The following is a 23,032-nucleotide window of genomic DNA, read 5'->3' on the forward strand; positions in this document are numbered from 1 at the left end:
TCAGGCCTGTACCGGCTGTGCGCCGGTGGCCAGTGTCATAATGTTTTCCTGGCTAATCTCTGCGCCGCTCAGCTCTCCGGCAATACTGCCCTCACGCATCACATACACGCGGTCACTCATCCCGACCACCTCCGGCAGTTCGCTGGAGATCATCAAAATCGCCACGCCCTGTTGCGCCATCTGGTTCATCATGCGGTAGATTTCACTCTTGGCGCCGACGTCCACGCCGCGTGTGGGCTCATCCAGCAGCAGAATGCGCGGTGCAATCGCTACCCAGCGTGAGATCAGCAGTTTCTGTTGATTACCGCCCGATAGCCCCCCGGCCCGTACCTGGGCGTGCGGCACACGAATGTTGAGTGATTCGATGGCATCACCGGCAATCTTTTGCCCTTTACGCCGATTAAGCAGGCCGTAGCTGGCATCGCGTTCCAGCGTCGCCATCACGATGTTTTCCTGTGCGGCCAGTTCCAGGAACAGCCCCTGCTCTTTACGGTTCTCGGTGAGGAAGCCAATACCACGTGTGATGGCATCTCGCGGCGAATGAATTTTGACTTTCTCGCCATCGATCCAGATTTCGCCTCCCTTGGGTTGATGCACGCCAAAAATCAGCTGCGCCAGCTCACTGCGTCCGGCACCGACCAATCCCGCCAATCCGACAATCTCCCCGGCACGCACCGAGAGACTACTGGGATGGACTTTGCGGTTATCGGTCAGGTGATTGACAGCGAGACGGACCTCGCCGAAGGGAATGTTGCGGTCTTTATTGAACAGATCGCTCAGCGGACGGCCAACCATCATACGCACCAGTTCACTGGCATTAAGCTGATCGCGCGTCAGGCTGCCAACATACTGCCCATCACGCAGCACGCTGACGCGATCCGAAAGCTCATACACTTCGGCCATGCGATGGCTGATGTAAATGATCGCCATGCCTTCGCTGCGCAGGCGTTTAATCAGCGCAAACAGCTGTTCGGTTTCGCGATTGGAGAGTGCTGCCGTGGGTTCATCCATCACCAGAATGCGGCTGTTGCGGTGCAGCGCGCGGGCAATCTCCACCTGCTGCTGCTCAGCGATACTGAGTTTGCTCACCAGATCGTTGGCACTGAATTGGGCACCCAGGCGATTAATCACCTGCTGTGCCTCTTCTGCCATCTGCCGCCGTTTCACCAGCCCACCGCGCGTGATCTCGCTGCCGAGGAAGATGTTCTCTGCCACGGTCAGATTGGGCGCCAGATTGATTTCCTGATAAATCAGCGTGATGCCCGCGGCCAGTGCCTCTTTTGGGCCTTTGATGGCGTAGGGTTTACCGTCGATAAGAATTTCCCCGCTGCTGGCGGTATACGCACCGGCCAGAATCTTCATCAGCGTACTTTTCCCGGCACCGTTTTCGCCCATCAGCGCGTGGACTTCACCTGGCCACACGGTCAGATCCACGCCCTTCAACGCGTAGAAACTGCCAAAGCGTCGGGTGATTTCGCGCATTTCTAATATCGGTGTCGCCGCCATCGCCAGGCTCCTGCTGTCTGAAGTTGTCGCCGAGTGTTGCAACGCCAGATAAATGGAAAATGTCAGCGGCCATTCATATTTGTCATATTGCGCCCCGGTCACGCTTTTATACTCGCCGGGAGTTGAGAGGTAAGGAGTGGCCGCAATGAGTCAGAGTCTGCATTGGCACGCTGGCGCGCGGGGTCGCCTGCTGCTGTTTAACCTGTTAGTGGTGAGCGTCACGCTGGCGGTGAGCCTGGTGGCTATTTTTGGATTTCGCCACGCCGGTCACATTCAGGAGCAGGCACAGGCGCAAACCCTGGCGGATATGAACGGCAGCCTGGCGCTGGCGAGGGATACAGCCCACGTGGCCACCGCCGCCGTACGATTGGCGCAGGTGGTGGGTGCGCTGGAGTATCAAAGCGAGTCGGCTCGTCTGCAGCAGACGCAGCAAGCCTTGCAGCAGTCCTTATCTCTGCTGGCGAACGCGCCATTGGCCGCACAGCAACCCGCGCTGCTGGCGCGCATTCGAGAACGCAGCCAGATGCTGGAACAGAGCATCAATCAGCTGCTTAGGGTTGGCCATCAACGCCATTTACAACGCAACGTGATGCTGAGTGGCTTGTGGCAGGCACAACTGTTGCTGAATCGCATTGATGTGCTTGCCATCGACGGCGCTTTTCTGCCGCTGCGCCAGCAAACGGATGCCCTGTTAAAGGTGGCAATCCAATCCACTGCGCCACAAGCCGCTGAACAGCAATTACAGCAGGTGCTGCCCATTTGGTCCGCCCTACCGTTACAGGATGCGCTGGCGATGCAGCGTGACCGATTGGTCGACACCACGCGCAGCTTACAACCCATCGCTGATCAGCTTGAGCAGAGCGATATTGCCATTGCCTACGCGACCTATCGCATCAAAGCGCTGGTGGCGATGCTGAATGGTGACATCACCCATTATGTGCAACTGGTGGCGCAGCAGAGCGATGCGCGCAGTACCGCCACGCATCAGGAGCTGGATTCCATCATCGGGTTTATTGGCCTGTTTATGCTGCTGGCACTGCTGATCACCGGTTATGCAGGTTACTACATCTATCGCAATCTCGGTTCGAGCCTGACCGCTATCGCCCACGCCATGACGCGTCTGGCACAGGGCGAGAAGAGCGTTAATGTGCCGGGTTTAGCCAGGCGCGATGAGCTAGGGGATCTGGCTCGCGCTTTTAACGTGTTTGCACGCAATACAGCTTCACTGGCCCACACTTCACGTCTGTTAAAAGAGAAAAGCAATCAGCTGGAATCCACTTTCCTCGCGATGCGCGATGGCTTTGCGCTGTTCGATAACAGTGGGCAACTGGTGGTGTGGAACGCGCAGTACGCCGAGTTACTCGGCATTCCGGCACGCGATCTGCATCGTGGCCTGCATTATCAGCGTCTGCTAGAACGGATGGATGTGCAGCTCACCAGCCTGCAGGATGCGCAAGAAGTTCGCCTGCCCGACGGCCGCACGCTGGAACTGCGCTTTAGCCCGGTGCCACGCCGTGGCATGGTCAATACCGTGCTGGAGCGCACCACGCGTAAGGCGCTGGAAGAAGCGCTGCTGCACAGCCAAAAAATGAAAGCGGTGGGCCAACTCACCGGCGGCATCGCTCATGACTTCAACAACCTGCTGGCCGTGATTATTGGCAGTCTGGCGCTTACCGTGGGCGAGCTCCCCTCTGGTTCGCTGGCCAGTCGCATTGAGCGTGCGCGGCTGGCGGCCGACCGCGCGGCACAGCTAACCCAACGCTTACTCGCCTTCTCACGTAAACAGGCGCTGTATCCACGTGCAGTATCGGTGGTTGAACTGGTCGATAACCTGCACTCACTGTTGCAGCACTCACTGCTGCCCGGCCAGCATCTGGTGGTTGATGCACAGCGGCCCGGCTGGCCCGCGTGGATCGATGCCGGGCAACTGGAAAATGCGCTGATGAATCTGGTGGTCAATGCACGCGATGCCATGGAGAAACAGAGCGGAGAAATTCGCCTGCGCATCTGGAATCAGCGAATGCAGGAAGCGGATGGTAAACGCGATCGCGTGACCATTGAAGTTATCGATCACGGCTGCGGCATGTCAGCCGAGGTACGTGAACAGGTGTTTGAGCCATTTTTTACCACCAAAGAGACCGGCAGCGGCAGCGGACTGGGGTTGTCGATGGTATATGGATTTGTGCGTCAATCCGGCGGGCAAATCGAGGTGGAAACCGCCCCCGGCCAGGGCACCACCGTGCGCCTGTTACTGCCGCGCGCACCGGAAGCGGTCCAGCCCGCGCCGACTCTTCCCGAGTTTACGCCGGGTGCCAGCAGTGACCGGCTGGTGTTGGTGCTGGATGATGAACCCGCCGTCAGGCAGACATTGTGCGAGCATCTGCATCAACTCGGCTACCTCACTTTAGAGTGTGGCGATGGCGAATCCGCGCTCACGCTGCTGCGGCAGACGCCAGATATTGAGTTGTTGATCAGTGATTTGATGTTACCCGGCGCGTTAAACGGGGCGGATGTGATTCGCCAGGCACAGCAGCAGTGGCCAGAACTGGCCACCCTGCTGATCAGCGGTCAGGATTTGCGCCAGAGCCAGGTCACTTTGCCACTGTGTGAACGGCTGGCAAAACCCTGGCAACAGGCACAGTTAGCGCAGGCGCTGGAGCGCGCCTGGCAACGCAGTGAACGGCTTAATCGCGCACGGCAGGCTGCCACAGCGGCAACGGTTTCCCCGTAATGTAGCGCTTACGCAGTTTGCTGGAGATGACATCCATGATCATCACCACGCCAACCAACAAGATGGTCAGGAACATCACCACATCCCAGTTCCACAGGCGCATGTTCTCGGCATAAACCAGACCGACACCCCCTGCGCCAACGAAGCCGAGTACCGCCGCCGAACGGGTATTGGATTCAATCTGGTACAGGCTCAATGCCAGGAAGGTCGGGAAGGATTGGGTAAAGATGCCAAAGCGATGTTTTTGCAGACTATTGGCCCCCACCGCACTTAAACCCCGGCTCGGCGAACGCTCAACCGCTTCATGCCCTTCGGCATACAGTTTGCCCAGTAAGCCCACGTCCTGTACCACAATCGCCAGCACACCCGCCAGTGGCCCCATGCCAACCGCACGCACAAAGATCAGCCCCCAGATGGCCATATCGACACCGCGCAGGATGTCGAGCAAACGGCGCACCACTAAGGAAATCGGACGGGCAATCGGATCGTGCATCACGTTGCGGGCGGCAAGGAAAGACACCGGCAGCGCAATAATGGAAGCGGTCAGCGTCCCGGCGAAGACAATCGCCAACGTGATGCCAATCTGCGAGAAATAATAGCCAAATGGCCAGTTCATAAAGTCTTGCCAAACGAACATGCGCAGGAAGTAACGCCCTAATTGCTCGCAACCGATAATAACTCGGCTCCACTCAATACCGAAAAACTCAAAGAAGAACAGGTAATAGAGCGCGATGGCAAGTGCAACGCCAGCCACGCGGCGCAGATAACGGTTCTGTGCGGCGAACAGTGCAGGATGTTCCTGCTTCAGTTTTGCCACATCCGGTGCTAATGCGATCATTTGATATCCCCTTCCACCACGCGACGGCGCAACCACCCGGATACCGTATCCAGCAGCGACACCACCACAATGATCAGCAGCAGCGTAATACTGACCTGATCGTAACGATCCAGTTTGATGTTGGTCATCAGCTCCTGACCGATACCGCCCGCCCCCACCAATCCAAGGATGGTAGAAGAACGGAAGTTCACTTCCAGACGCATAAAGCTGTAAGAGAGAAACGTTGGTTTCACCTGCGGCCAGAAGGCGAAGCGCATGCGCTGTAATTTGGTCGCTCCACATGCCGCGAGGCCGCGCGCCGGTTTGTCTGAAGCGCTTTCAATCGATTCATAAAACAGTTTGGTCAGGCTGCCCACGGTGTGCAGCGCCAGTGCGAGGAAGCCGGGAATTGCCCCAATGCCAAACGCCATCACGAACATCACTGCCCACGCCAGTTCTGGCATGGTGCGCAGGAAAGCGACGAAAGCACGGATCGCGATGCGGACGCTGCGCGGCGTCTGGGTGTTATCAGCAGCGAAAAACGCCAGTACCCCAGCCACCATCACCGCCACAATGGTCGACGACAGCGCCAGCTGCAGGGTTTCCCAGATCAGCGGCAACTGGAAGTGCAGACGGTAGCCCCAATAGGCCAGCGAGCCTTCGGTTTTTCCATCGGAGAACAGCACGGGCAGATGCAACACCGGCACGGTTTCGCCGATGTAATCGAAAAAGTGTGGCAGTGATTGCCAGACGGTGACCAGATTGAATTCCGCCATCTTGCCCGCAGCGAGGTAGAGCGCCACCAACAGCAGCGACCAGAGCACAGTGTCGCGCTTTTGCTGGCGACGAATGCGTTGATAGTAGTGTTCGAAATCGGTCAAGGGGAATGTCCTGTGGTAGAGGATGGTGCAGATGTGAAAAGGGTCGCCATCAAGGGCGACCCTGCCGGTCAGACGCGAAATTAACCGCGTGAGCCTTTCATCAGATCACGTTTCATATCGATGATGTTCTGATAATCGGCAACGGTTGCCGGGCCGATGTGCTGAGCACCGCCCACCGCTTTAACAAAGCAGCTGTGGTCTTCTTTATCCAGCTTCTTGATCGCCGCCACCAGCTTCTGTTTGAAGTCAGCGGGCAAGTTGTTGCTCACCAGGATGGGGCCGTTCGGGATCAGCGGAGACTGCCAGATGATGCGGATTTTCTTCATCAGGTCAGGCTGGTCCATACGCATCATGCGGCCAAAGGCACCAGAGGTATAACCCTTGTCGTAATCGCCGATCATAGAGGTCCAGGTCACTGCGCCTTCGAACTGACCATTCAGCACACCCAGGATGTCCTGCTCATGGCCGCCAGAGAAGGTGACGCTGGAGAAGGTGTTGTTGTACTTGTCGTCAACTGTGCCACCGAACTCTTTCTTGAACGCCTGGTTTGGCATCAGGAAGCCAGAAGTTGAATCCGGATCGGCCATACCGAAAGATTTGCCTTTCAGGTCTTCCAGTTTTTTGTACGGGCTGTCCGCTTTCACGATCACGACTGAGTGGTAACCCTGTGAACCGTCTTTGTCATCCACCACGATGCCGACAACATCAACCGCTTTCGGGTTCTGCAGATAGACTGAAGCGTAAGATGCTGGAGACATGCTCAGCACCATATCAATTTTGTTACCCAGCAGGCCCTGAATCACGCCTGAGTAGTCAGACGAGTTGCGCATTTTGGTATCGACATTCAGCTCTTTGTCGAAGAAATCTTTCACGCACTGGTTATCACCGATCTGCTGAGTGGCGTTCTGTCCACCCAAAATCCCGAGGTTCAATTCTTTTGGTGCATCCGCTGCGTTAACGCCAAAAGTCATTGCAACAGTCAATAAAGCTAAAGAGGTCAGTTTCATTCGTGTTTTTTCTCTTGCCGTGGAAGTTAGTGGAGCTGGTTAATTTCGTCGCCGTACAGCTCATGCAGCAAGCCATCGGTCAACTGAGAAGGATGTCCGTCAAACAGCACTTTGCCGCGCTGAATGCCGATAACACGGGTGCAGTACTGCTTCACCAGTTCAATCGAGTGCAGGTTCACCATTACGCTGATGCCCTGCTCACTCACCTGGCGCAGCACATCCATGATGCGTTTGGTGTTTTTCGGGTCGAGAGACGCTACTGGCTCATCGGCCAGCAGGATGCGCGGGTTCTGCATCAGCGCACGGCAAATCGCCACGCGTTGCATCTGTCCACCTGACAGATTCTCCGCACGCTGCAGCGCCTGCGGCAGCATGTTCATCCACTGCAGCAGCTCAATGGCCTGCGCGCGGTCCGCTTCGGAGAACACTTTGAAGAAGGATTTCAGGGTTGAGGTCTGGCTCAGGCGTCCCAGCAGGACGTTGGTCAGCACATCAAGACGCGGCACCAGACAGAAGTCCTGGAAGATCATGCCGCATTCGCTGCGCCATTCGCGCATCTGGCGGCTGTTGAGCGTCACCACATCACGATCCGCTTCACCCTGACGATTGCTGAGAATCGCGCCCTGCGAAGCACTGATGGTGCCGTTCAGCATGTGTAACAGTGTCGATTTGCCTGCGCCTGAGCGACCAATCACGGCCACCAGCTCGCCCGCATGCAGATCGAAGCTGACGTTATCCAGTACGCGGTTTTCGCCGTACGCCTTGCACAGTCCCTGTACCGACAGCACCTTGTTGCCTTGCCCGGCGTGCGGAACATAAGGATTGTCGATAACGGTTTTCAGTAATGCCTGTGCCATGTTGCACTCCATCTCGCTGAGGTCTTGATTGCCCGTTATTACGGGCAAATCCGATGAAGTCTTGATGACAGTAAAATGATTAAACAGTGACAGCGTGTGAGGATCCGACCGTGATGGTCTGACCGTCGGTAGCCGCCAGCACATTGTCCGGTAAGCGATTATTGAGTAACCAACTGTCCATCTCATGGCTCAGGTGGATAAGCCAGGCCTGGCGCGGCGCCAGCTGTTCAATAATCTGCAATGCGCGCGTCACATCATTATGATTGCGTACGCTTTCTCGCGGCGGGTCATTGCAGTCAATCACCAGCTGATCCAGCGGTTGACCATCAAGAAAATCTGCAGTGTCCGGGGGTAATCCGCAGGTATCACACAGCCAGGCAAGCCGCGTACCGTGCCAGTCGAACAGGTAGCCATAAGTGAGTTTTGAGTGCTGTAACGGCAGCGGCGTGACCTGCAACGCCCCGAAACTGTGAGGCACAAAAGGCGTTAACGCAGAACGGAAATCCAGCAGGCCCGGATGCTTAAACAGGTCATCACAGCCCTTCTCATCCGGTGGCGCCCACACCGGGATCGGTTCACCCAATCCCCAACGCAGGCTAAAGAGTCCCGCTACATGATCCATATGAAAATGGGTCAGTAAAATGCGGCTCAGCTCGCCAGGGCGGAACCGCTGATGCAGATCGTGACGTCCGGCATCCAGCAAAATACGTTCGCTGCCGGTGTCAATCAGCGCACTGGTGGCAGCACGAGCGCGTCGTGGCTCAAGACGTGCACGTTCGCAAGCGTGGCAATCACAGCCAAACAGCGGCGCAGATTGCACGCCTCCAGTACCGAGAAAAGTGAGGTTCATGGCGGATGCTCCAGCAGTTGACGCAGTGTGTCGAGCGTGTCGCTCAGTGCGCCATCGTTATTGAGCGGATGGCAGTGCGCAGGCAGCGGTTCTGCCGCACGCGCCAGCCGTTTACCGATTTCGGCTTCACTTTCACGTCCGCGCTGCCGTAAACGCATTTCCAGCACCGCCGGAGAGACTTGCAGCACCAGCGGCAACAGTTGTGCCCCGTAATGCTGCTCAACAATCGGCAAATGCAGACGTGAACCATTGACCAGCACATTTAAACCCCGCGCCAGCCAGTGATCGATCTCTTCTCCCAGACCGTAATACAGGCCGTGTGCCTGCCAGCTAATGGCAAACAATCCCAGTGTCTGACGCCGCCGAAACTCGGCCTCACTCAGCGCCACATGGTTTTCGCCCCCGGCATCGGCCGGACGCGTAATGTAGCGATGGGCAATCACCAGGTTATCCGGCGGCGCTTCGCGTAGCGCATTCAGCAGACTGTCTTTACCCGAGCCCGAAGGCCCGGTTAGCCAGATCAGGCGCGCCATCAGAACACCATCCTGCCCTGCGACCAGACGTGGCGAATGTGCGGATGACCATGTTCGGTATGCGCCAGCACCAGATCGGCTCGCATGCCTTCACCAATCACTCCGCGATCGTGCAAGCCAATAGCGCGAGCCGGATTACGTGTCACCAGCGCGGCGGCTTGTGGCAACGTCAGGCTGTTGCGCTCATCTGCCACTAAACGGAACACCGCGTCCAGCAGGCTCGCCGGGTAGTAGTCGGATGACAAAATATCCAGCAGGCCATGGCTGGCCAGCTCCCAGGCTGCCACGTTGCCGGAATGCGAGCCGCCACGTACGATATTCGGCGCGCCCATCAACACCTGCATACCGCATTCGCGCGAGGCGCGTGCGGCCTCCAGCGTGGTGGGGAACTCAGCAATGGTGCTGCCCACATCGTGTGATTCGGCAACGTGTGCCGCTGTGGCATCATCATGACTGGCAATCGGAATGCCGCGCGAACGGCACAGGCCGGAAATGGCGTTGCGGTTCGGGGTGGAGAATTCGGCGGCCAGCGCCAGTTGCTCACGCTCGAACTGATCCATCTGCTCATCATTCAGCGAATATTTGCCCTGATAATAGAGGCGATACATCTCCAGTGAAGCGTATTGACGCTGACCTGGCGAATGGTCCATCAGCGATACCAGCGACAGCTCCGGAGTGCTCATCAGCTTTTCGAACAGCGGCAATGTGGTGTTATGGGGCAGCTCGCAGCGCAGGTGCAGATGGTGATCGACCCGGTTAATCCCTTTGCGGTTACTGTCCTGAATCGCGTTGATCATCTTGCTCAGGTTCTCAATGCGATGACCGCCGTCGCGCACATCGCCGACACCAATGGCATCCAGCACCGTGGTAATACCGCTGGCGACCATCAGCGCATCGTGGCTACTCATCGCTGAGTGTGCCGGCCAGTCCACTTTCGGACGCGGCGTGAAGAACTTATCGAGGTTATCGGTGTGCAACTCGACCAGACCTGGCAGCAGGAAGGCGTTTTCGCCATCCAGTGCGCCCGCTAATTGGCTGGTACTGTCACTGAAACTGGCAATGCGACCCTCACGGATTTCCAGCGAACCGGTGACAACTTCATGTTCCAGCACCAAACGGACGTTATTGACGATCATGCTTCTGCTCCTGTTTTAACCGGCTGCATGACGTGCAGGCGATCGGCCACGCGTGCGCGCACCGCTTCGTCATGGAAAATACCCACAATGGCGGCACCACGGGTGCGCGCCTGTTCAATCAATTCCACCACCGCTGCGCTGTTGGCACTGTCGAGGGAAGCGGTAGGTTCATCCAGCAGCAGCACTGGATAGTCGGCGATAAAACCACGCGCGATGTTGACGCGCTGCTGTTCACCGCCGGAGAAGGTCGAGGGCGCGAGTGACCATAAACGCTCCGGCACATTCAGCCGTGTCAGCAGCTCTTTGGCACGTTTCTCACAGAAAGCACGCTCCACACCGCGCTCTAACAGCGGTTGCATCACAATCTCCAGCGTCGGGACGCGAGGGATCACCCGCAGGAACTGGCTGACCCAGCCAACGGTTTCGCGGCGAATCGCCAGTATCTGGCGCGCGGGAGCCTGCGCCATGTCGATCCACTCACCCTGATGTTGCAGCCAGATATGACCGCTGTTGGCCTGATAGTTGCCGTACAGCGCGCGCAGTAAGGTGGATTTTCCGCTGCCGGAGCGACCGTGCAGCACCACGCACTCACCGGCGCACACTTCAAGATTGGCATCCTGCAGCACCGGCAGCTCGGCGCTGCTCTGGTTGTGCAGCACAAAGGTTTTGCTGAGTTTCTCTACGCGCAATAAAGGTTGCATGTTGATGTCCTGATGAAGTTAAGCCAGCACCGATGAAACCAGCAGTTGGGTGTAGGGATGGTGCGGATCGTCCAGCACCCGATCGGTCAGACCGCTCTCCACCACTCTGCCCTGCTTCATCACCAACAGACGGTGCGCCAGCAAGCGCGCCACGCCGAGATCGTGAGTAACAATCAACACCGCCAGATTGAGTTCACGTACCAGGGTACGCAGCAGATCCAGCAGTCGCGCCTGCACGGATACATCCAGTCCGCCGGTCGGCTCATCCATAAACACCAGCGTGGGCTGGGTCACCAGGTTGCGGGCAATCTGCAAACGCTGCTGCATACCGCCGGAGAAGGTGGTCGGCAAATCGTCAATGCGGTTGGCGGGGATTTCGACGTCCTGCAACCAGCGCATCGCCTCTTTACGGATATCGCCGTAATGGCGCTGGCCGACGGCCATCAAGCGCTCACCAATGTTGCCGCCTGCCGTGACCTGCGGACGCAATCCATCCAATGGATGCTGATGCACCACGCCCCACTCCGTGCGCAATAAGCGGCGGCGATCGCTTTCACTTAGCTGATAGAGATCCTGAGCGCGATAGAGAATGTTGCCCTGCTGTGGCGCTAAACGCGCCGACAGGCTGCGCAGCAGCGTGGTTTTGCCGGAACCAGACTCGCCCACAATGCCCAAGACTTCCCCTGGATAGAGTTCAAAGCTGACGTCTTCAAAACCTTTGCCTGGCGCATAGAGGTGCGTCAGATTGTTGACCGCAAGCAGCGGCTGTTCACTGTGCATGTTGTTGTTCCTGCTGCTGGTGGCAAAAATCGGTATCGGAGCAGACAAACATGCGCGTACCGGCATCATCCATCACCACCTCATCGAGGTAGCTGTGGCGCGAACCGCACAGCGCGCAGGGTTCATCCCAGCTTTGTACGGTGAATGGGTGGTCGTCGAAGTCGAGGCTTTCCACTTTGGTATAAGGCGGCAATGCATAAATGCGCTTTTCACGCCCGGCACCAAACAACTGCAGTGCAGGCATCATGTGCATCTTCGGGTTGTCGAATTTCGGAATCGGTGAGGGATCCATCACGTAGCGATCGTTAACCTTGACCGGATAGGCATAGGTGGTGGCGATATGGCCGTAGCGGGCGATATCTTCATACAGCTTCACCTGCATGATGCCGTACTCCTCCAGCGCATGCATGGTACGCGTCTCGGTTTCGCGCGGTTCGATAAAGCGCAAAGGCTCGGGGATCGGCACCTGGAAAATCAGTACCTGATCTTCCTGCAGCGGCGTCTCCGGAATACGGTGGCGGGTCTGGATCAGCGTGGCGTCTTTGGTGGCTTCAGTAGTGGCGGCCCCGCTGACGCGCTGGAAGAAACGACGGATCGATACGGCATTCGTGGTGTCATCCGCGCCCTGGTCAATCACCTTCAGCACGTCGCTGTCGCCAATGATGCTGGCGGTGATCTGGATCCCGCCGGTGCCCCAGCCGTAAGGCATCGGCATTTCTCGTCCGGCAAACGGCACCTGATAACCCGGAATCGCTACCGCTTTGAGGATCGCGCGACGGATAGTGCGCTTGGTCTGCTCATCCAGATAGCCGTTGTTATAGCCGGTTAACTCACTCATCGTTTTGCTCCTGAACCTGTTCACGCAGCCGTTTCAGCAACTCCAGCTCCGCCTGGAAATCGACGTAGTGCGGCAGTTTCAGATGCGAAACAAAGCCCGCCGCTTCCACGTTGTCGGCATGCGACAGCACGAACTCTTCGTCCTGCGCCGGACCGGCAATACGTTCATCGTAATCGGGTGCTTGCAGGGCACGATCCACCAGCGCCATCGCCATCGCTTTACGCTCTGAACGGCCAAACACCAGGCCGTAACCACGGGTGAAGTGCGGCGCAACCTCAGTTTGCGTGGTGAAGCCGTTAACCATTTCACACTCGGTCAGCAGGATTTCGCCGATATCAATCTCGAAGCCCAGCTCTTCCGGGCAGATTGATACGCTGAGATAGCCGGTGCGGATTTCGCCAGCAAAGGGATGGTTACGCCCGTAGCCACGCTGGGTGGAGTAACCGAGTGCCAGCAGAAAACCTTCATCGCCGCGCACCAACTGTTGCAAACGGGCCGCGCGCGTCGCTGGATAACCCGGCGGTTCACGGGTGATATCACAGGGTTCACTGCCATCATCCTCTTCACGTGCCGCCAGACCCTCTTTGGTCATCATGCTGAACACATGCGGACAGCGTTCAGGCAGCGCCTGATCGTCACGCGGTGCCGCCGGGGTTTCACCGTTGGCTAGTAGAGTGAAATCGAGCAGACGATGGCTGTAATCGTAAGTGGGGCCGAGCACCTGACCGCCTGGCAAATCCTTGTAGACCGCCGAAATACGACGTTCGATGCGCATCTCATCGGTTTCCAGCGCCAGGCTATCAGCCAGACGGGGCAGCGTGGTGCGATAGGCGCGCAGCAGGAAGATGGCTTCCACCAAATCGCCGCTGGCTTGTTTAATCGCTAAGGCCGCGAGCTGGGGATCGTAAATGCCGCCTTCGGTCATCACGCGATCCACCGCTAATCCCAACTGTTGCGCGACCTGATCGCAACCCAGTTCCGCCACGTCACGGTCGCCACGCCGCAGATCGGCCTGAAGCTCATGGGCGCTGGCTATCGCCTTCTCGCCCCCTTTCACCGCAACGTACATCAGCACACCTCCACGTCAGTGGTGCGTGGCAAGGCCATCATCGCTTCACCGCAGGTGAAAATCAGATCCACGCCCAGTGGGAACGGATGCGGACGCTCGCGCAGATAAGTCAGAATCGCTTCCGGCAACTGTGGCGCGATGGCGCGTGATTCACGCAGGCCAGGGCCGGACAGGCGCAGGGTTAAACCCCCATTCAGGGAGGGCACTTCAATGATCAGCGTGGTGCTTTTTTCCGGTGACATGTTGTCGCCCGGCGCGAACTGCGCAGGATCTGGATTTGACGCTGCATGGGTTAAGGCAAACGGTGCATGGCGCTCTTCCACAATCGGCACACCGGTGTGGAAACGCAGGTTGTTACGCACGATTTCGCTGTCTACACGGCTATCCAGCCACAGCGCACTCTCCTGATCCACCAGCGTCAGCAGTACCGCCGTCGCGGCAGGAGACAAATCGCCCCATCCCTGTTCCAGCGGCAGTGAGACCATGACGCCTGGCTCGCTCATGGCTTTCAGGATGCGACGAAAAGCACGCTGTGAATCGGCAACCGGATGGTTAAAACTGGCCAGTAATGTCATTAGTTATCTCCGCGTACCAGCGTAAAGAAGTCCACTTTAGAGCTGGCGATTTCACGTGCACGCAGCTGACGCTGCTCTTCACGCAGTGCCGCCAACGGGGCAATTAATTTTTCCTGCAGCAGCGCATGGGTTTCCGACTGTTGCAGCAGCGCATCAATCACGGCGCAGCGTTCGGCATGGGCTTTATCGCGGCCCAGCACATAACTGAAACCGAGGGTGCCATCGTGCAGTTTCACTACGGCACGCGTGACGGTGGCATCGCCCATCACGAAGCGTTTGCCGCTACCGCCCATGCGCGCCTGCAAACGGGTTAAACCGGTTTCGGCGGGACGAATCGCTTCAAATTGTGCATTGAGGTGCAGCGACTGCCAGTGGGCATTTAGCTGGCTGGCTTCGCTGTGCGCGAGTACCGATAGCCAATGCTGGCGAGCGGTTTGCTGTTTCATTCATGCTCCAGAGTCAGTTCAATCATGTCGCCACGCGTCAGGCTGACGGAGTATTCCGCTACCTGACCGTCACGGTGTTTATTCAGGGTGCGCACGCACAGCAGTGGTGACTGCAGGGCAATCTCCAGCTGTTTACACTCTTTAGCCTGGGCGCGGCGGGTGCTGATTCGGGTTTGCGAACGCGTTAAATCGAGGCCAAGGTGCTGCTGCATAAAGTCATGCAGCGAGCCGCTCTGGAACTGCTGTATCGTCGGCCACCAGCTCAGTTCCGGCAGGAAATGATTGATGACACACACCGGTACGCCATTGACGCGGCGCAGCGTGCGCAGATGAATCACGTTGTCGCCTTCATTAATGGCCAGTGCACTGGCCACGTCGCTGCTGGCCGGTCGCAGCACTGCCAACAAACGTTCGCTGGTCGGATGGCTGCCCTGCTCCAGCAGGTTTTGGCTAAAGCGCGCCTGCGCATGCAAGGGGTAATCATAGGGACGCATCAACACCAGGATGCCGACGCCGTGACGGCGTTGCAGCAGCCCTTTGTTCACCAGTTCATCCACCGCGCGGCGCAACGTATGGCGGTTGACTTCATAGTGGTCGGCTAACTGCTGTTCGGAAGGCAGATAGTCACCGCAGCGATAACGCTCTTGCAGTGCCTGCTCCAGTTGGGCGGCGACCGCCTGGTAAACAGTGGTCGGATGTCTGGATATCTCTATCACGTTCAATACCTCATTCGCTATGGTTGAGGAACGCAGCGACAAGTGCTGCGAGATGGCGACTACAGTGCGCGAGCCAGATGACAGCGCCGTGACGACTCAATGACGTGAGGATGAATTTGCTTTAGGGCAGCAGGATCGAAGCGAAACGGCTGCGGTTTTGATAAAAAATTTTTAACTGTTGCCTTTGTGACAGTGTTCAAAAAATTATCGCTTATTTTCACCGCTTTATCGCTTTCCTTACTGGGTGCAGCTTGCGTAAAGTCTGCTAACGTTATTGATGAGCCTTCCTTGTCACGCGAACCTTAAAATGATTAATACAATCAAACTGTCAGATGGATTCAGACGCAATTTCGTTCGGGAAGTGATTTTGCCTTTGGTGGCGATTTTAGTTTTAACCTTTGCCGGAGCAGGTGTTGGCTTGTTCTGGGGCACCTCGCTGAGCAATGAACAGGCTCGCGATCAACAGCAACGCATGATTGAGGCCTCCTTTAGCCAGAGTTTGAATGAACATTTGCGTCAGCTGCGCAGTTTGACTCGCTGGTCGCCTCTCGCTGACCAATTGGCATTGGGCGTGCCGGATCAGAACTGGTTAGATCAAAATATCGGCGGCTGGCTTTATGACATGTTTGACCACCAGTTGATTCTGCTGATGGATCGTAACAATCAGCCACTGGCGATCTGGCGTGAGGGTAAACGCGTATCCAGTGACAGCGTAGGGCAATACCTTAAAGACATGCTGGCCAGTCCGCTCGTGGTGAGCAGCGATGAGGTGGCGGGTCCCAGCGATCGCGCCGATTTCGTGCGCATTGGGCAACGTGCCGCGGCCCTGGCCGTTGGCGATATCAGCAGCACCCGTGAAGCAGGCCGCTATCGATTAGTGAGTATCAAATTCCTCGATGATGGCTATTTACGTAATCTGGCGGATCGCAGCCAGCTGCAGCAGCTGCATTTTAGCGATGGCGCGCCGCAGCCTGGAACAGATGCACTCTACCAACTGAATTCACAGCAAGGCGATGCCGTGGGTTACCTGAGCTGGCTACCGGATAAACCCGGTGCGCAGATGTTGCGCATGCTCGGCCCTTCAACACTGTTATCCGTGCTGTTGATTACCCTGCTCTGCCTGTTTATGGTCAGGCGCATCTGGACCTCCTCTCTCAATCTGTCGCAATCTTTGCTTAAGCTCGGTGCCAGTGAAGCGCAAGCGCAGCATCTGGCTTTTCACGATGTGCTGACCGGGTTGCCGAATCGGGCGCTGGTGGAAGATCGGCTGACCCAGGCGCTGGCGGCATCCGCCCGGCACGATCAGCGTGTGGCGCTGCTGTTGCTTGATCTCGATCGCTTTAAAAACATCAATGATACCTATGGTCATCATGCGGGTGATGAGTTGATCATTGAGGTGGCGCGCCGCCTTACGCACATCTTGCGTGCCAGCGATACCGTTGGACGCATCGGTGGGGATGAATTTATTGTGATGATGCCGGACGTCGATAACATCGGTCAGGTGCAGGCATTGGCAAAACGCATTATCAGTGAGTTGAGTGAAGCCTATGAGTTGCAAGGCAGCGAAGTCTGGGTTGGGGTCAGCATCGGGCTGGCGCTGGCCCCTAAAGATGGCATTGACCGTATGGAGCTGATGCGTAAAGCGGACATCGCGCTCTATGAGGCGAAAAACAGTGGTCGCGGCCAGTATCGCCAGTTCGAAAAAGTGATGGATGAATCGCTGCGCACCCGCCAGCAGATGGCGACGGATTTACGTCAGGCGCTGGTCAATTTCGATGGCCTGCGCGTGTGGTATCAACCCCTGATGGAGATCAGCGGACAGCGTGTGGTGGGATTAGAAGCCCTGCTGCGCTGGCAGCATCCGGTACGTGGTGATGTCTCGCCGGGTGACTTTATCGCCATCGCCGAAGAGACCGGGATGATCATTCCGCTGGGCGAATGGGTATTACGTAAAGCCTGTAAAACCTCACTGAAATTGCCGCAGATGATTGTGGCGGTCAACGTTTCTCCCGTGCAGTTCCGCGCCAGTGGCTTTGTGGAGCGCATCGTTGAAATTGTGCGTGAAGAAGGCGCCAATCCGCATCATATGGAACTGGAGATCACCGAAGGCGTATTGATTGAGGATGAGCACGAAGCGCGCAATAACATCATCGCGCTGCGTGAAGCCGGTTTCCGCATTGCGCTGGATGATTTTGGCACCGGTTATTCCAGCCTCAACTATCTCAGCACGTTCCCGGTCGACAAAATCAAGATTGATCGCTCCTTCACCCAATCACTGGGCGTGGCGCAAAATTCTGCGGCAATCGTTGAATCCGTGGTGCGTCTGGGTCACGCCATGGGCTTAACGGTGACCGCTGAAGGGGTCGAAACCGAAGGCCAGAAAATGGCGCTGGCCGATGCGGGATGTAATCAGCTGCAGGGATATCTGTTCAGCCAGGCCGTACCGTTTGAAGAGATTGAAAAGATGATATAAATGCCCAGCGGGAGGAGAGTGTTCCGCCCTGCGGGCATTGACGTCAAAACCGCGCCGCTCGCGTTTAATCCGGTTAGCGGTGGCGGCGCGATCTACCCTGCACCAGGGTTATGACGGAAAATCTGTATCAATCGACGTCTGTTTCCAGTCTTCGATCTGCGCCAGGCGCTCTTTCAACTTATTGGTCACCGCCTCATAACCCCATGCGCCCATCACCAAATGGCGCGGAGGATTGTCATGTTCGGTGATGGCAATCATCGCCGTGGCCGCGCGTGCCGGATCGCCGGCCTGGGTGCCGCTGTATTCAGACGTGGCTTTCATGCGCGCCGCCGCCGTATCGGCATATTCCGGTAAGATGCTTGGCGTCTGGTGCAGTGAACGCCCCGCCCAGTCGGTGCGGAATGGCCCCGGCTCGACACAAGTGACATGGATGCCTAAAGGCGCCGCTTCCACCGCCAGGGAATCAGACCAGCCTTCCACCGCGTGTTTGCTGGCCGAATAGTAACCTGAACTGGCAAAGCCAATAAATCCGGCCACTGAGGTGATATTGATCACGTGCCCGCGACGCTGTTTGCGCATCGCCGGTAATACCGCACGCGTTAAGGCAAACAGGCCAAAGACGTTGGCATCGAATTGATCACGGATCTCGCGATCATCCCCCTCTTCGACTGAACTCTGATAGCCGTAACCCGCATTGTTGACCAGCACATCAATGGTACCGAATTTCTCCAGCGCCGCGTGAACCGCGCGATCGATACTGCTCTGATCGGTCACATCCAGTGCCACCGCAAGGGCATTGTCATGCCCCGCCACCAAATCCTGCACTTTCGCCGGGTCACGCGCGGTCACCACGGTGTGAAAGCCGCGCGCAATGGCCTGCTGCGCCAGCTCCCGGCCAAAGCCGGTTGAACAACCAGAAATAAACCAAACGGGCGTGTTTGCTGAAGCCATAGTGACATCCTCTTAAATGCGCCTGATGAACCGTCATCGGGCAACAAAAGACTATGGCAAAGCCTGAAGCTGAATATTAGCGCTTAGTGCGACCGGTTCATCATCGCCGGATAGCGCTGTTGCAGATTTTGAAAGATAGCCTGCATCTGCGCGTCAAGTGCTGCCAGCTGTGTATCTGCTATGGCTGGCTTAAATGCAACGGGTTGTGCCTCCGCCGCCACGGCGTCAAACACCTGTTGCTTCAGGAAGTGGCGCCAGCTGACCGGCGCTTCTGCCAGAAACGCGGTGAGCAACGCATAGCGCGCCGGTGACCACTGCTGTTCAAACGCAGTGCGGGCTGGGCCGTGATCAAAATGCTGCCGGGCTTCGCGCTGCATCTCAGCGCGTAAACGCGCAGTGGTGACCTCATCCACCTCATCATCGATGATCGCCACGCCATAGCTATCACGTGCCACTTGCACTGAAACAAATCCGCAGCGCACATCCTGCAGCACTGCCGCCGCGTCACGTTCCACCGGCAGGCCATACCCTCCCGCGCCCGGCCCGCGCACCTCAACGATATCGCCCGGCTGGCAACGAATGACATCGGTGTTGCCGTGTTCAATGACCTTGCCGTTGCGCAGCGTGCGGAAGTGCGACAATGCCCCTGACTCACCGCCCAGCACGCCAGCCGAGGCGAACACTGACCGGTTGCGATTGCGCGCAGTTACCGTGGTGTTGGGCGCGGTAATTTCAAACGCCATCTCCGTGGCCAGACCGCCGCGATAGCGCCCGGCACCGGCACTGTCCGCCGCCAGCCCATAGCGATGGAAATGGATCGGTACTTCTGCCTCGTTGATCTCAATGGGCGTGTTTTTCAGAAACGCCGATAACCCGCCAGAACCATCCGGGCCATCATGACGTGGCGTTCCGCCCGCGCCACCGCCGACAGGTCCTAGCGAGGCCACGACGCTGCGGTTCTGACTATCGCTGGTACGGATATTCATGATTGAGTTGCCGCCGGGTGAGTTAGCCGGTAAGCGATCGGGCAATGCCTGGGAAAACACGCCAATGGTGGCAATCTGTGACAGCGCACAGGTCAGCGAACGCATGCCCACCGCTGCGGGCGCTTCACAGTTCATTACGGTGCCCGGCGGCAGGATGGCGCGCGTCGGGCGTAAGGTGCCCGCATTAAGCAGCAGATGGCGATCCAGCGTTGAGAGCACATAAGTGACGCCCACCAGCGCCAGCGGATGCCGTTCACGGCCGCCGGTGGGCATATTCAGCGAGGAGGCCAGCTGTGGATCGCTGCCGGTATAATCCAGTTCCAGCGTGTCGCCGCTAATGCGCAGCGTGATCGCCACGCGGCACGGATAGCCGCCTTCACCATCTTCGTCGGCAAAGTCAGCATAGAAGTATTCACCATCCGGAATGGTGGCGATAATGCTGCGCGCCTGCGCTTCGGCATAGTCCAGAATGCCTTCGATACCCTGCAGGAAATCCTCTATACCAAAACGCGCAATAATGTCGTGGATCTTACGCTCGCCCACGTTTACCGAGGCAATCTGCGCTTTGAAATCCCCCCAATTTTGGTCTGGTACACGCACGTTGAGGCGCATAATGCTGGCGACTTCTTCATTCAACTCACCGTTGCGCACAATCTTGAGTGGCGGAATGCGGATGCCCTCCTGCACGATATCAGTCAGCGAGCGCGACAGCGAAGCCGGCACCGCACCGCCCACGTCGGTGTTGTGAATATGACCCACCACAAAACAGACAATTTCACCGTTATGGAACACCGGCTTCCAGATGTGGATATCCGGCGAGTGCGTTGCCACATTGCCCGCATACGAATCATTGGTGATGCAGATATCACCCTCTTCATAATGATCGATTAACGCCAGCACCGGGCCGTAATCGATGCCGCTGTACCAGGGCGCGCCAAAGCTGCGTGGCGAAGCGAACGCCATGCCGTCACGGCTGACAATCTGACAGGAAAAATCTTCGGTCTCTTTAACGAAAGTGGAGTGCGCGGTGCGCATCAGCGTAAACGCCATCGCATCGGCCGCAGCGGCACAATAGTTCGCGAGAATTTGCAGGTTACGTCCGTTAATGGCCATATTAGTTTGCCTCCACAGGCGTAATCAGCAAGTTGCCAAAAGTATCGACATCCACCTGCATCTGCGGTGGAACACAGGTGGTACAGTCATCTTGTGCGATGATCACCGGTCCGTTGAGATGATGCCCGGCCCGCAGACTGGCACGTACCACCACATCCACCTGATGCGATGCGCCATCAATCCAGGCACTGACACGTTTCGCAACAGCAACGGGCTCGGTCGCGTCGGGTAAGATGTTGAGCGTCGGCTTCGGTGTGGGCGAGGCGATCACTAAACGCAGGTTGATAATCTGCACGGGTGCATTGGCATCACAGTGACCAAATAGCAGCTGATGCTGGCGGTCAAAGGCCTCGTGCAAGGCCGCCACGTTGGCCTGCGCCAGCCATTGTGGCTGTAGCGCGACTTCGATCTCAAACGACTGACCGCGATAGCGCATATCAGCGCTGTAGTGCAAGGTGAATGGCATATCAGCGCCGTGTTGCTCGCACAGCCAGCCGCGTGCGCGTTGGCTCAGGCCTTCCGCTTCCGTTGCCAGTGCATCCGCCAGCGTCGCGTCCAGATTGCTATAGAGCGTACGGATAAAATCATTGCGGATATCCGCCACCAGCCCCCCAAGCGCAGACAGCACGCCCGGCGTAGGCGGCACGATCACCCCTTTCATATTGAGTTCGCGGGCGAGGAAACACCCCATCATCGGGCCCGCGCCGCCAAAGGCAAGGAACCAAAATTCACGCGGATCCAGCCCAAAACGCGACAGCAATCCGCTGGTATCACCGTACATACTGGAGATCGCCAGCTCGATGGCGGTTTCCGCCGTCTCTTCCACCGTGATACCCAGTTGATCTGCCAGCGGTTGCCAGGCAGCACGTGCAGCAGCAACATCGACTTTCACCGCGTTGTAACCAAGATCGCCATGACCGATCATGCCACAGGCGGCAAAGGCATCGGTCGCCGTCGGTTGCGTCCCTCCGCGCTGGAAACATACCGGGCCGGGCAGCGATCCGGCGCTATCCGGACCCATCTGCAGCACGCCCTGGTTATCGATCCACGCCAGCGAGCCGCCACCCTGCCCCACCGAGGTGACTGCCACTGACGGAATATAAATCGGGAAATCACCGATGATTTCACCGTTGCCCTGCGCCACTTGCCCATCGACGATCACCGCCACGTCCGCGCTGGTGCCGCCAATATCAAGACTCAGAATCTTGTCGAAACCACAAGCGCTGGCAAGGAAGCTGGCACCGATCACCCCTGAAGCCGTGCCGGACAACACCATCTGCACACATTCACTTTTCGCCTGCTCCACGCCCATCACGCCACCATTGGACTTGGTGATACGCGGCGGCGACTTCACGCCCATGGTGTGCAACGCCTGTTCAAACGATTCCAGGTAGTGAATCACCATCGGCTGCACATAGGCATTAATGGTGGCGGTGATAGTCCGTTCATATTCGCGAATGATCGGCCAGATGTCGGCGGAGCAAGAGGTGAGCAGTTCAGGCGCCACCTCGTCGATAATGGCTTTGACTGCTGCTTCGTTGTGGCGATTGCGATAACTGTGTAACAGCGACACCACAATGCCCTGACAACCCGCCGCACGCGCCTGATCAATGGCATCCAGCACACATTGCCGATCCACTGGCTGCAACACCGTGCCATGGCGGTCGGTGCGCTCTTTGATGGCAAACACCCGATCGCGGGTAATCAACGGTGCCGGACGTCGCGAAAAGAGATCGTGAATATGGGGAATTTTAAGACGCGCCAGCTCCAGCACATCACAAAATCCTTCGGTGGCAAATAGCGCCAGCCGCACGCCACGTCGCTGGATGACCGCGTTGATGCCCACGGTGGTGCCGTGGGTAAAGTAGTCAATATGCTGGGTTTCAATACCGTCACGCTGCTGCAACTGCGACAGCCCGGTGAGGATTTCGCTGCCGGGCTGATCCGGTCGCGACAGGACTTTTAAGGTATGAATCTGATGAGTCTGTTCATTCAGCACGGCAAAATCCGTAAAGGATCCGCCAATATCAACGCCAACGCGGTAACCCATGGTGAGAAAACTCCGT

Annotated in this window: 20 protein-coding genes; 2 read left to right on the forward strand and 18 right to left on the reverse strand. The window is 57.4% G+C overall.

Annotated features, from left to right (window positions below; all coding sequences use genetic code 11):
- Window positions 1–1,506, reverse strand: coding sequence for a sugar ABC transporter ATP-binding protein (locus AC6I8L_RS12050; protein WP_058962100.1), 1,506 nt, complete (start codon window positions 1,504–1,506; stop codon window positions 1–3).
- A 145-nt stretch (window positions 1,507–1,651) separates the two neighbouring features.
- Between AC6I8L_RS12050 and AC6I8L_RS12055 the strand changes: the two genes are divergently transcribed.
- Window positions 1,652–4,237: an ATP-binding protein gene (locus AC6I8L_RS12055; RefSeq protein ID WP_479398873.1), complete on the forward strand. Its 2,586-nt coding sequence runs from the start codon at window positions 1,652–1,654 to the stop codon at window positions 4,235–4,237.
- Here AC6I8L_RS12055 and phnE (AC6I8L_RS12060) read toward each other — a convergent pair.
- The 14 genes from phnE (AC6I8L_RS12060) to phnF form a co-directional block, all read right to left on the reverse strand.
- Window positions 4,191–5,075: a phosphonate ABC transporter, permease protein PhnE gene (phnE, locus tag AC6I8L_RS12060; protein ID WP_058962101.1), complete on the reverse strand. Its 885-nt coding sequence runs from the start codon at window positions 5,073–5,075 to the stop codon at window positions 4,191–4,193. The genes AC6I8L_RS12055 and phnE (AC6I8L_RS12060) overlap by 47 nt on opposite strands.
- The gene (phnE, locus tag AC6I8L_RS12065; protein WP_058962102.1) at window positions 5,072–5,935 is read right to left on the reverse strand and encodes a phosphonate ABC transporter, permease protein PhnE; all 864 of its coding nucleotides are present in this window, start codon (window positions 5,933–5,935) and stop codon (window positions 5,072–5,074) included. Before phnE (AC6I8L_RS12065) ends, phnE (AC6I8L_RS12060) begins: the two co-directional genes overlap by 4 nt.
- A gap of 80 nt (window positions 5,936–6,015) precedes the next feature.
- Window positions 6,016–6,942 (reverse strand): phosphonate ABC transporter substrate-binding protein, encoded by a 927-nt coding sequence (gene phnD, locus AC6I8L_RS12070; RefSeq protein WP_034824564.1) that lies wholly within the window; start codon window positions 6,940–6,942, stop codon window positions 6,016–6,018.
- Between the two features lie 26 nt (window positions 6,943–6,968).
- Entirely contained in the window at window positions 6,969–7,799 is an 831-nt protein-coding gene (gene phnC, locus AC6I8L_RS12075) for a phosphonate ABC transporter ATP-binding protein (RefSeq protein WP_034824566.1), read from the reverse strand.
- Between the two features lie 79 nt (window positions 7,800–7,878).
- Entirely contained in the window at window positions 7,879–8,649 is a 771-nt protein-coding gene (phnP, locus tag AC6I8L_RS12080; RefSeq protein ID WP_058962103.1) for a phosphonate metabolism protein PhnP, read from the reverse strand.
- Window positions 8,646–9,182, reverse strand: a complete 537-nt coding sequence (gene phnN / locus AC6I8L_RS12085) for a ribose 1,5-bisphosphokinase (RefSeq protein ID WP_034824570.1) — start codon at window positions 9,180–9,182, stop codon at window positions 8,646–8,648. The genes phnP and phnN overlap by 4 nt, the downstream gene beginning before the upstream one ends.
- Window positions 9,182–10,318 (reverse strand): alpha-D-ribose 1-methylphosphonate 5-triphosphate diphosphatase, encoded by a 1,137-nt coding sequence (gene phnM / locus AC6I8L_RS12090; RefSeq protein ID WP_058962104.1) that lies wholly within the window; start codon window positions 10,316–10,318, stop codon window positions 9,182–9,184. The genes phnN and phnM overlap by 1 nt, the downstream gene beginning before the upstream one ends.
- Window positions 10,315–11,019 carry a phosphonate C-P lyase system protein PhnL gene (phnL, locus tag AC6I8L_RS12095; protein WP_034824574.1) on the reverse strand — a complete coding sequence of 235 codons (705 nt, stop codon included), beginning with the start codon at window positions 11,017–11,019 and terminating at the stop codon, window positions 10,315–10,317. The genes phnM and phnL overlap by 4 nt, the downstream gene beginning before the upstream one ends.
- Window positions 11,020–11,037: 18 nt before the next feature.
- Window positions 11,038–11,799, reverse strand: coding sequence for a phosphonate C-P lyase system protein PhnK (gene phnK / locus AC6I8L_RS12100; RefSeq protein ID WP_058962105.1), 762 nt, complete (start codon window positions 11,797–11,799; stop codon window positions 11,038–11,040).
- Complete coding sequence (locus AC6I8L_RS12105) at window positions 11,789–12,637, reverse strand: alpha-D-ribose 1-methylphosphonate 5-phosphate C-P-lyase PhnJ (RefSeq protein ID WP_058962106.1); 849 nt, start codon at window positions 12,635–12,637, stop codon at window positions 11,789–11,791. Before AC6I8L_RS12105 ends, phnK begins: the two co-directional genes overlap by 11 nt.
- The gene (locus tag AC6I8L_RS12110) at window positions 12,630–13,706 is read right to left on the reverse strand and encodes a carbon-phosphorus lyase complex subunit (RefSeq protein ID WP_058962107.1); all 1,077 of its coding nucleotides are present in this window, start codon (window positions 13,704–13,706) and stop codon (window positions 12,630–12,632) included. Before AC6I8L_RS12110 ends, AC6I8L_RS12105 begins: the two co-directional genes overlap by 8 nt.
- A complete protein-coding gene (gene phnH / locus AC6I8L_RS12115; RefSeq protein WP_034824582.1) occupies window positions 13,706–14,281 on the reverse strand; it encodes a phosphonate C-P lyase system protein PhnH in 576 nt (191 codons plus the stop codon). The genes AC6I8L_RS12110 and phnH overlap by 1 nt, the downstream gene beginning before the upstream one ends.
- Window positions 14,281–14,727, reverse strand: a complete 447-nt coding sequence (gene phnG / locus AC6I8L_RS12120) for a phosphonate C-P lyase system protein PhnG (protein ID WP_058962108.1) — start codon at window positions 14,725–14,727, stop codon at window positions 14,281–14,283. Before phnG ends, phnH begins: the two co-directional genes overlap by 1 nt.
- The gene (gene phnF / locus AC6I8L_RS12125) at window positions 14,724–15,440 is read right to left on the reverse strand and encodes a phosphonate metabolism transcriptional regulator PhnF (protein WP_034824586.1); all 717 of its coding nucleotides are present in this window, start codon (window positions 15,438–15,440) and stop codon (window positions 14,724–14,726) included. Before phnF ends, phnG begins: the two co-directional genes overlap by 4 nt.
- A gap of 310 nt (window positions 15,441–15,750) precedes the next feature.
- Between phnF and AC6I8L_RS12130 the strand changes: the two genes are divergently transcribed.
- Window positions 15,751–17,916: a putative bifunctional diguanylate cyclase/phosphodiesterase gene (locus tag AC6I8L_RS12130; protein WP_058962109.1), complete on the forward strand. Its 2,166-nt coding sequence runs from the start codon at window positions 15,751–15,753 to the stop codon at window positions 17,914–17,916.
- Window positions 17,917–18,024: 108 nt separating this feature from the next.
- On the opposite strand, the gene AC6I8L_RS12135 is transcribed toward AC6I8L_RS12130, so the two are convergent.
- The 3 genes from AC6I8L_RS12135 to AC6I8L_RS12145 form a co-directional block, all read right to left on the reverse strand.
- Complete coding sequence (locus AC6I8L_RS12135) at window positions 18,025–18,867, reverse strand: oxidoreductase (RefSeq protein ID WP_058962110.1); 843 nt, start codon at window positions 18,865–18,867, stop codon at window positions 18,025–18,027.
- A gap of 83 nt (window positions 18,868–18,950) precedes the next feature.
- Entirely contained in the window at window positions 18,951–20,966 is a 2,016-nt protein-coding gene (locus AC6I8L_RS12140) for a hydantoinase B/oxoprolinase family protein (protein WP_058962111.1), read from the reverse strand.
- Window position 20,967: 1 nt separating this feature from the next.
- On the reverse strand, window positions 20,968–23,016 hold the full coding sequence (locus tag AC6I8L_RS12145) for a hydantoinase/oxoprolinase family protein (RefSeq protein ID WP_058962112.1): 2,049 nt from the start codon (window positions 23,014–23,016) through the stop codon (window positions 20,968–20,970).
- Window positions 23,017–23,032: the final 16 nt, after the last annotated feature.

The organism is Type-E symbiont of Plautia stali (assembly GCF_059731115.1).

Coding starts and splice junctions, on each gene's coding strand:
- phnL (WP_034824574.1), bottom strand. CDS start 11,019: ATGCAACCTTTATTGCGCGTAGAGAAACTCAGCAAAACCTTTGTGCTG.
- AC6I8L_RS12140 (WP_058962111.1), bottom strand. CDS start 20,966: ATGGCCATTAACGGACGTAACCTGCAAATTCTCGCGAACTATTGTGCC.
- phnN (WP_034824570.1), bottom strand. CDS start 9,182: ATGGCGCGCCTGATCTGGCTAACCGGGCCTTCGGGCTCGGGTAAAGAC.
- phnD (WP_034824564.1), bottom strand. CDS start 6,942: ATGAAACTGACCTCTTTAGCTTTATTGACTGTTGCAATGACTTTTGGC.
- phnE (WP_058962101.1), bottom strand. CDS start 5,075: ATGATCGCATTAGCACCGGATGTGGCAAAACTGAAGCAGGAACATCCT.
- AC6I8L_RS12145 (WP_058962112.1), bottom strand. CDS start 23,016: ATGGGTTACCGCGTTGGCGTTGATATTGGCGGATCCTTTACGGATTTT.
- AC6I8L_RS12105 (WP_058962106.1), bottom strand. CDS start 12,637: ATGAGTGAGTTAACCGGCTATAACAACGGCTATCTGGATGAGCAGACC.
- AC6I8L_RS12110 (WP_058962107.1), bottom strand. CDS start 13,706: ATGTACGTTGCGGTGAAAGGGGGCGAGAAGGCGATAGCCAGCGCCCAT.
- phnM (WP_058962104.1), bottom strand. CDS start 10,318: ATGATCGTCAATAACGTCCGTTTGGTGCTGGAACATGAAGTTGTCACC.
- phnC (WP_034824566.1), bottom strand. CDS start 7,799: ATGGCACAGGCATTACTGAAAACCGTTATCGACAATCCTTATGTTCCG.
- phnK (WP_058962105.1), bottom strand. CDS start 11,799: ATGCACAGTGAACAGCCGCTGCTTGCGGTCAACAATCTGACGCACCTC.
- AC6I8L_RS12055 (WP_479398873.1), top strand. CDS start 1,652: ATGAGTCAGAGTCTGCATTGGCACGCTGGCGCGCGGGGTCGCCTGCTG.
- AC6I8L_RS12135 (WP_058962110.1), bottom strand. CDS start 18,867: ATGGCTTCAGCAAACACGCCCGTTTGGTTTATTTCTGGTTGTTCAACC.
- AC6I8L_RS12050 (WP_058962100.1), bottom strand. CDS start 1,506: ATGGCGGCGACACCGATATTAGAAATGCGCGAAATCACCCGACGCTTT.
- phnP (WP_058962103.1), bottom strand. CDS start 8,649: ATGAACCTCACTTTTCTCGGTACTGGAGGCGTGCAATCTGCGCCGCTG.
- AC6I8L_RS12130 (WP_058962109.1), top strand. CDS start 15,751: ATGATTAATACAATCAAACTGTCAGATGGATTCAGACGCAATTTCGTT.
- phnH (WP_034824582.1), bottom strand. CDS start 14,281: ATGACATTACTGGCCAGTTTTAACCATCCGGTTGCCGATTCACAGCGT.
- phnG (WP_058962108.1), bottom strand. CDS start 14,727: ATGAAACAGCAAACCGCTCGCCAGCATTGGCTATCGGTACTCGCGCAC.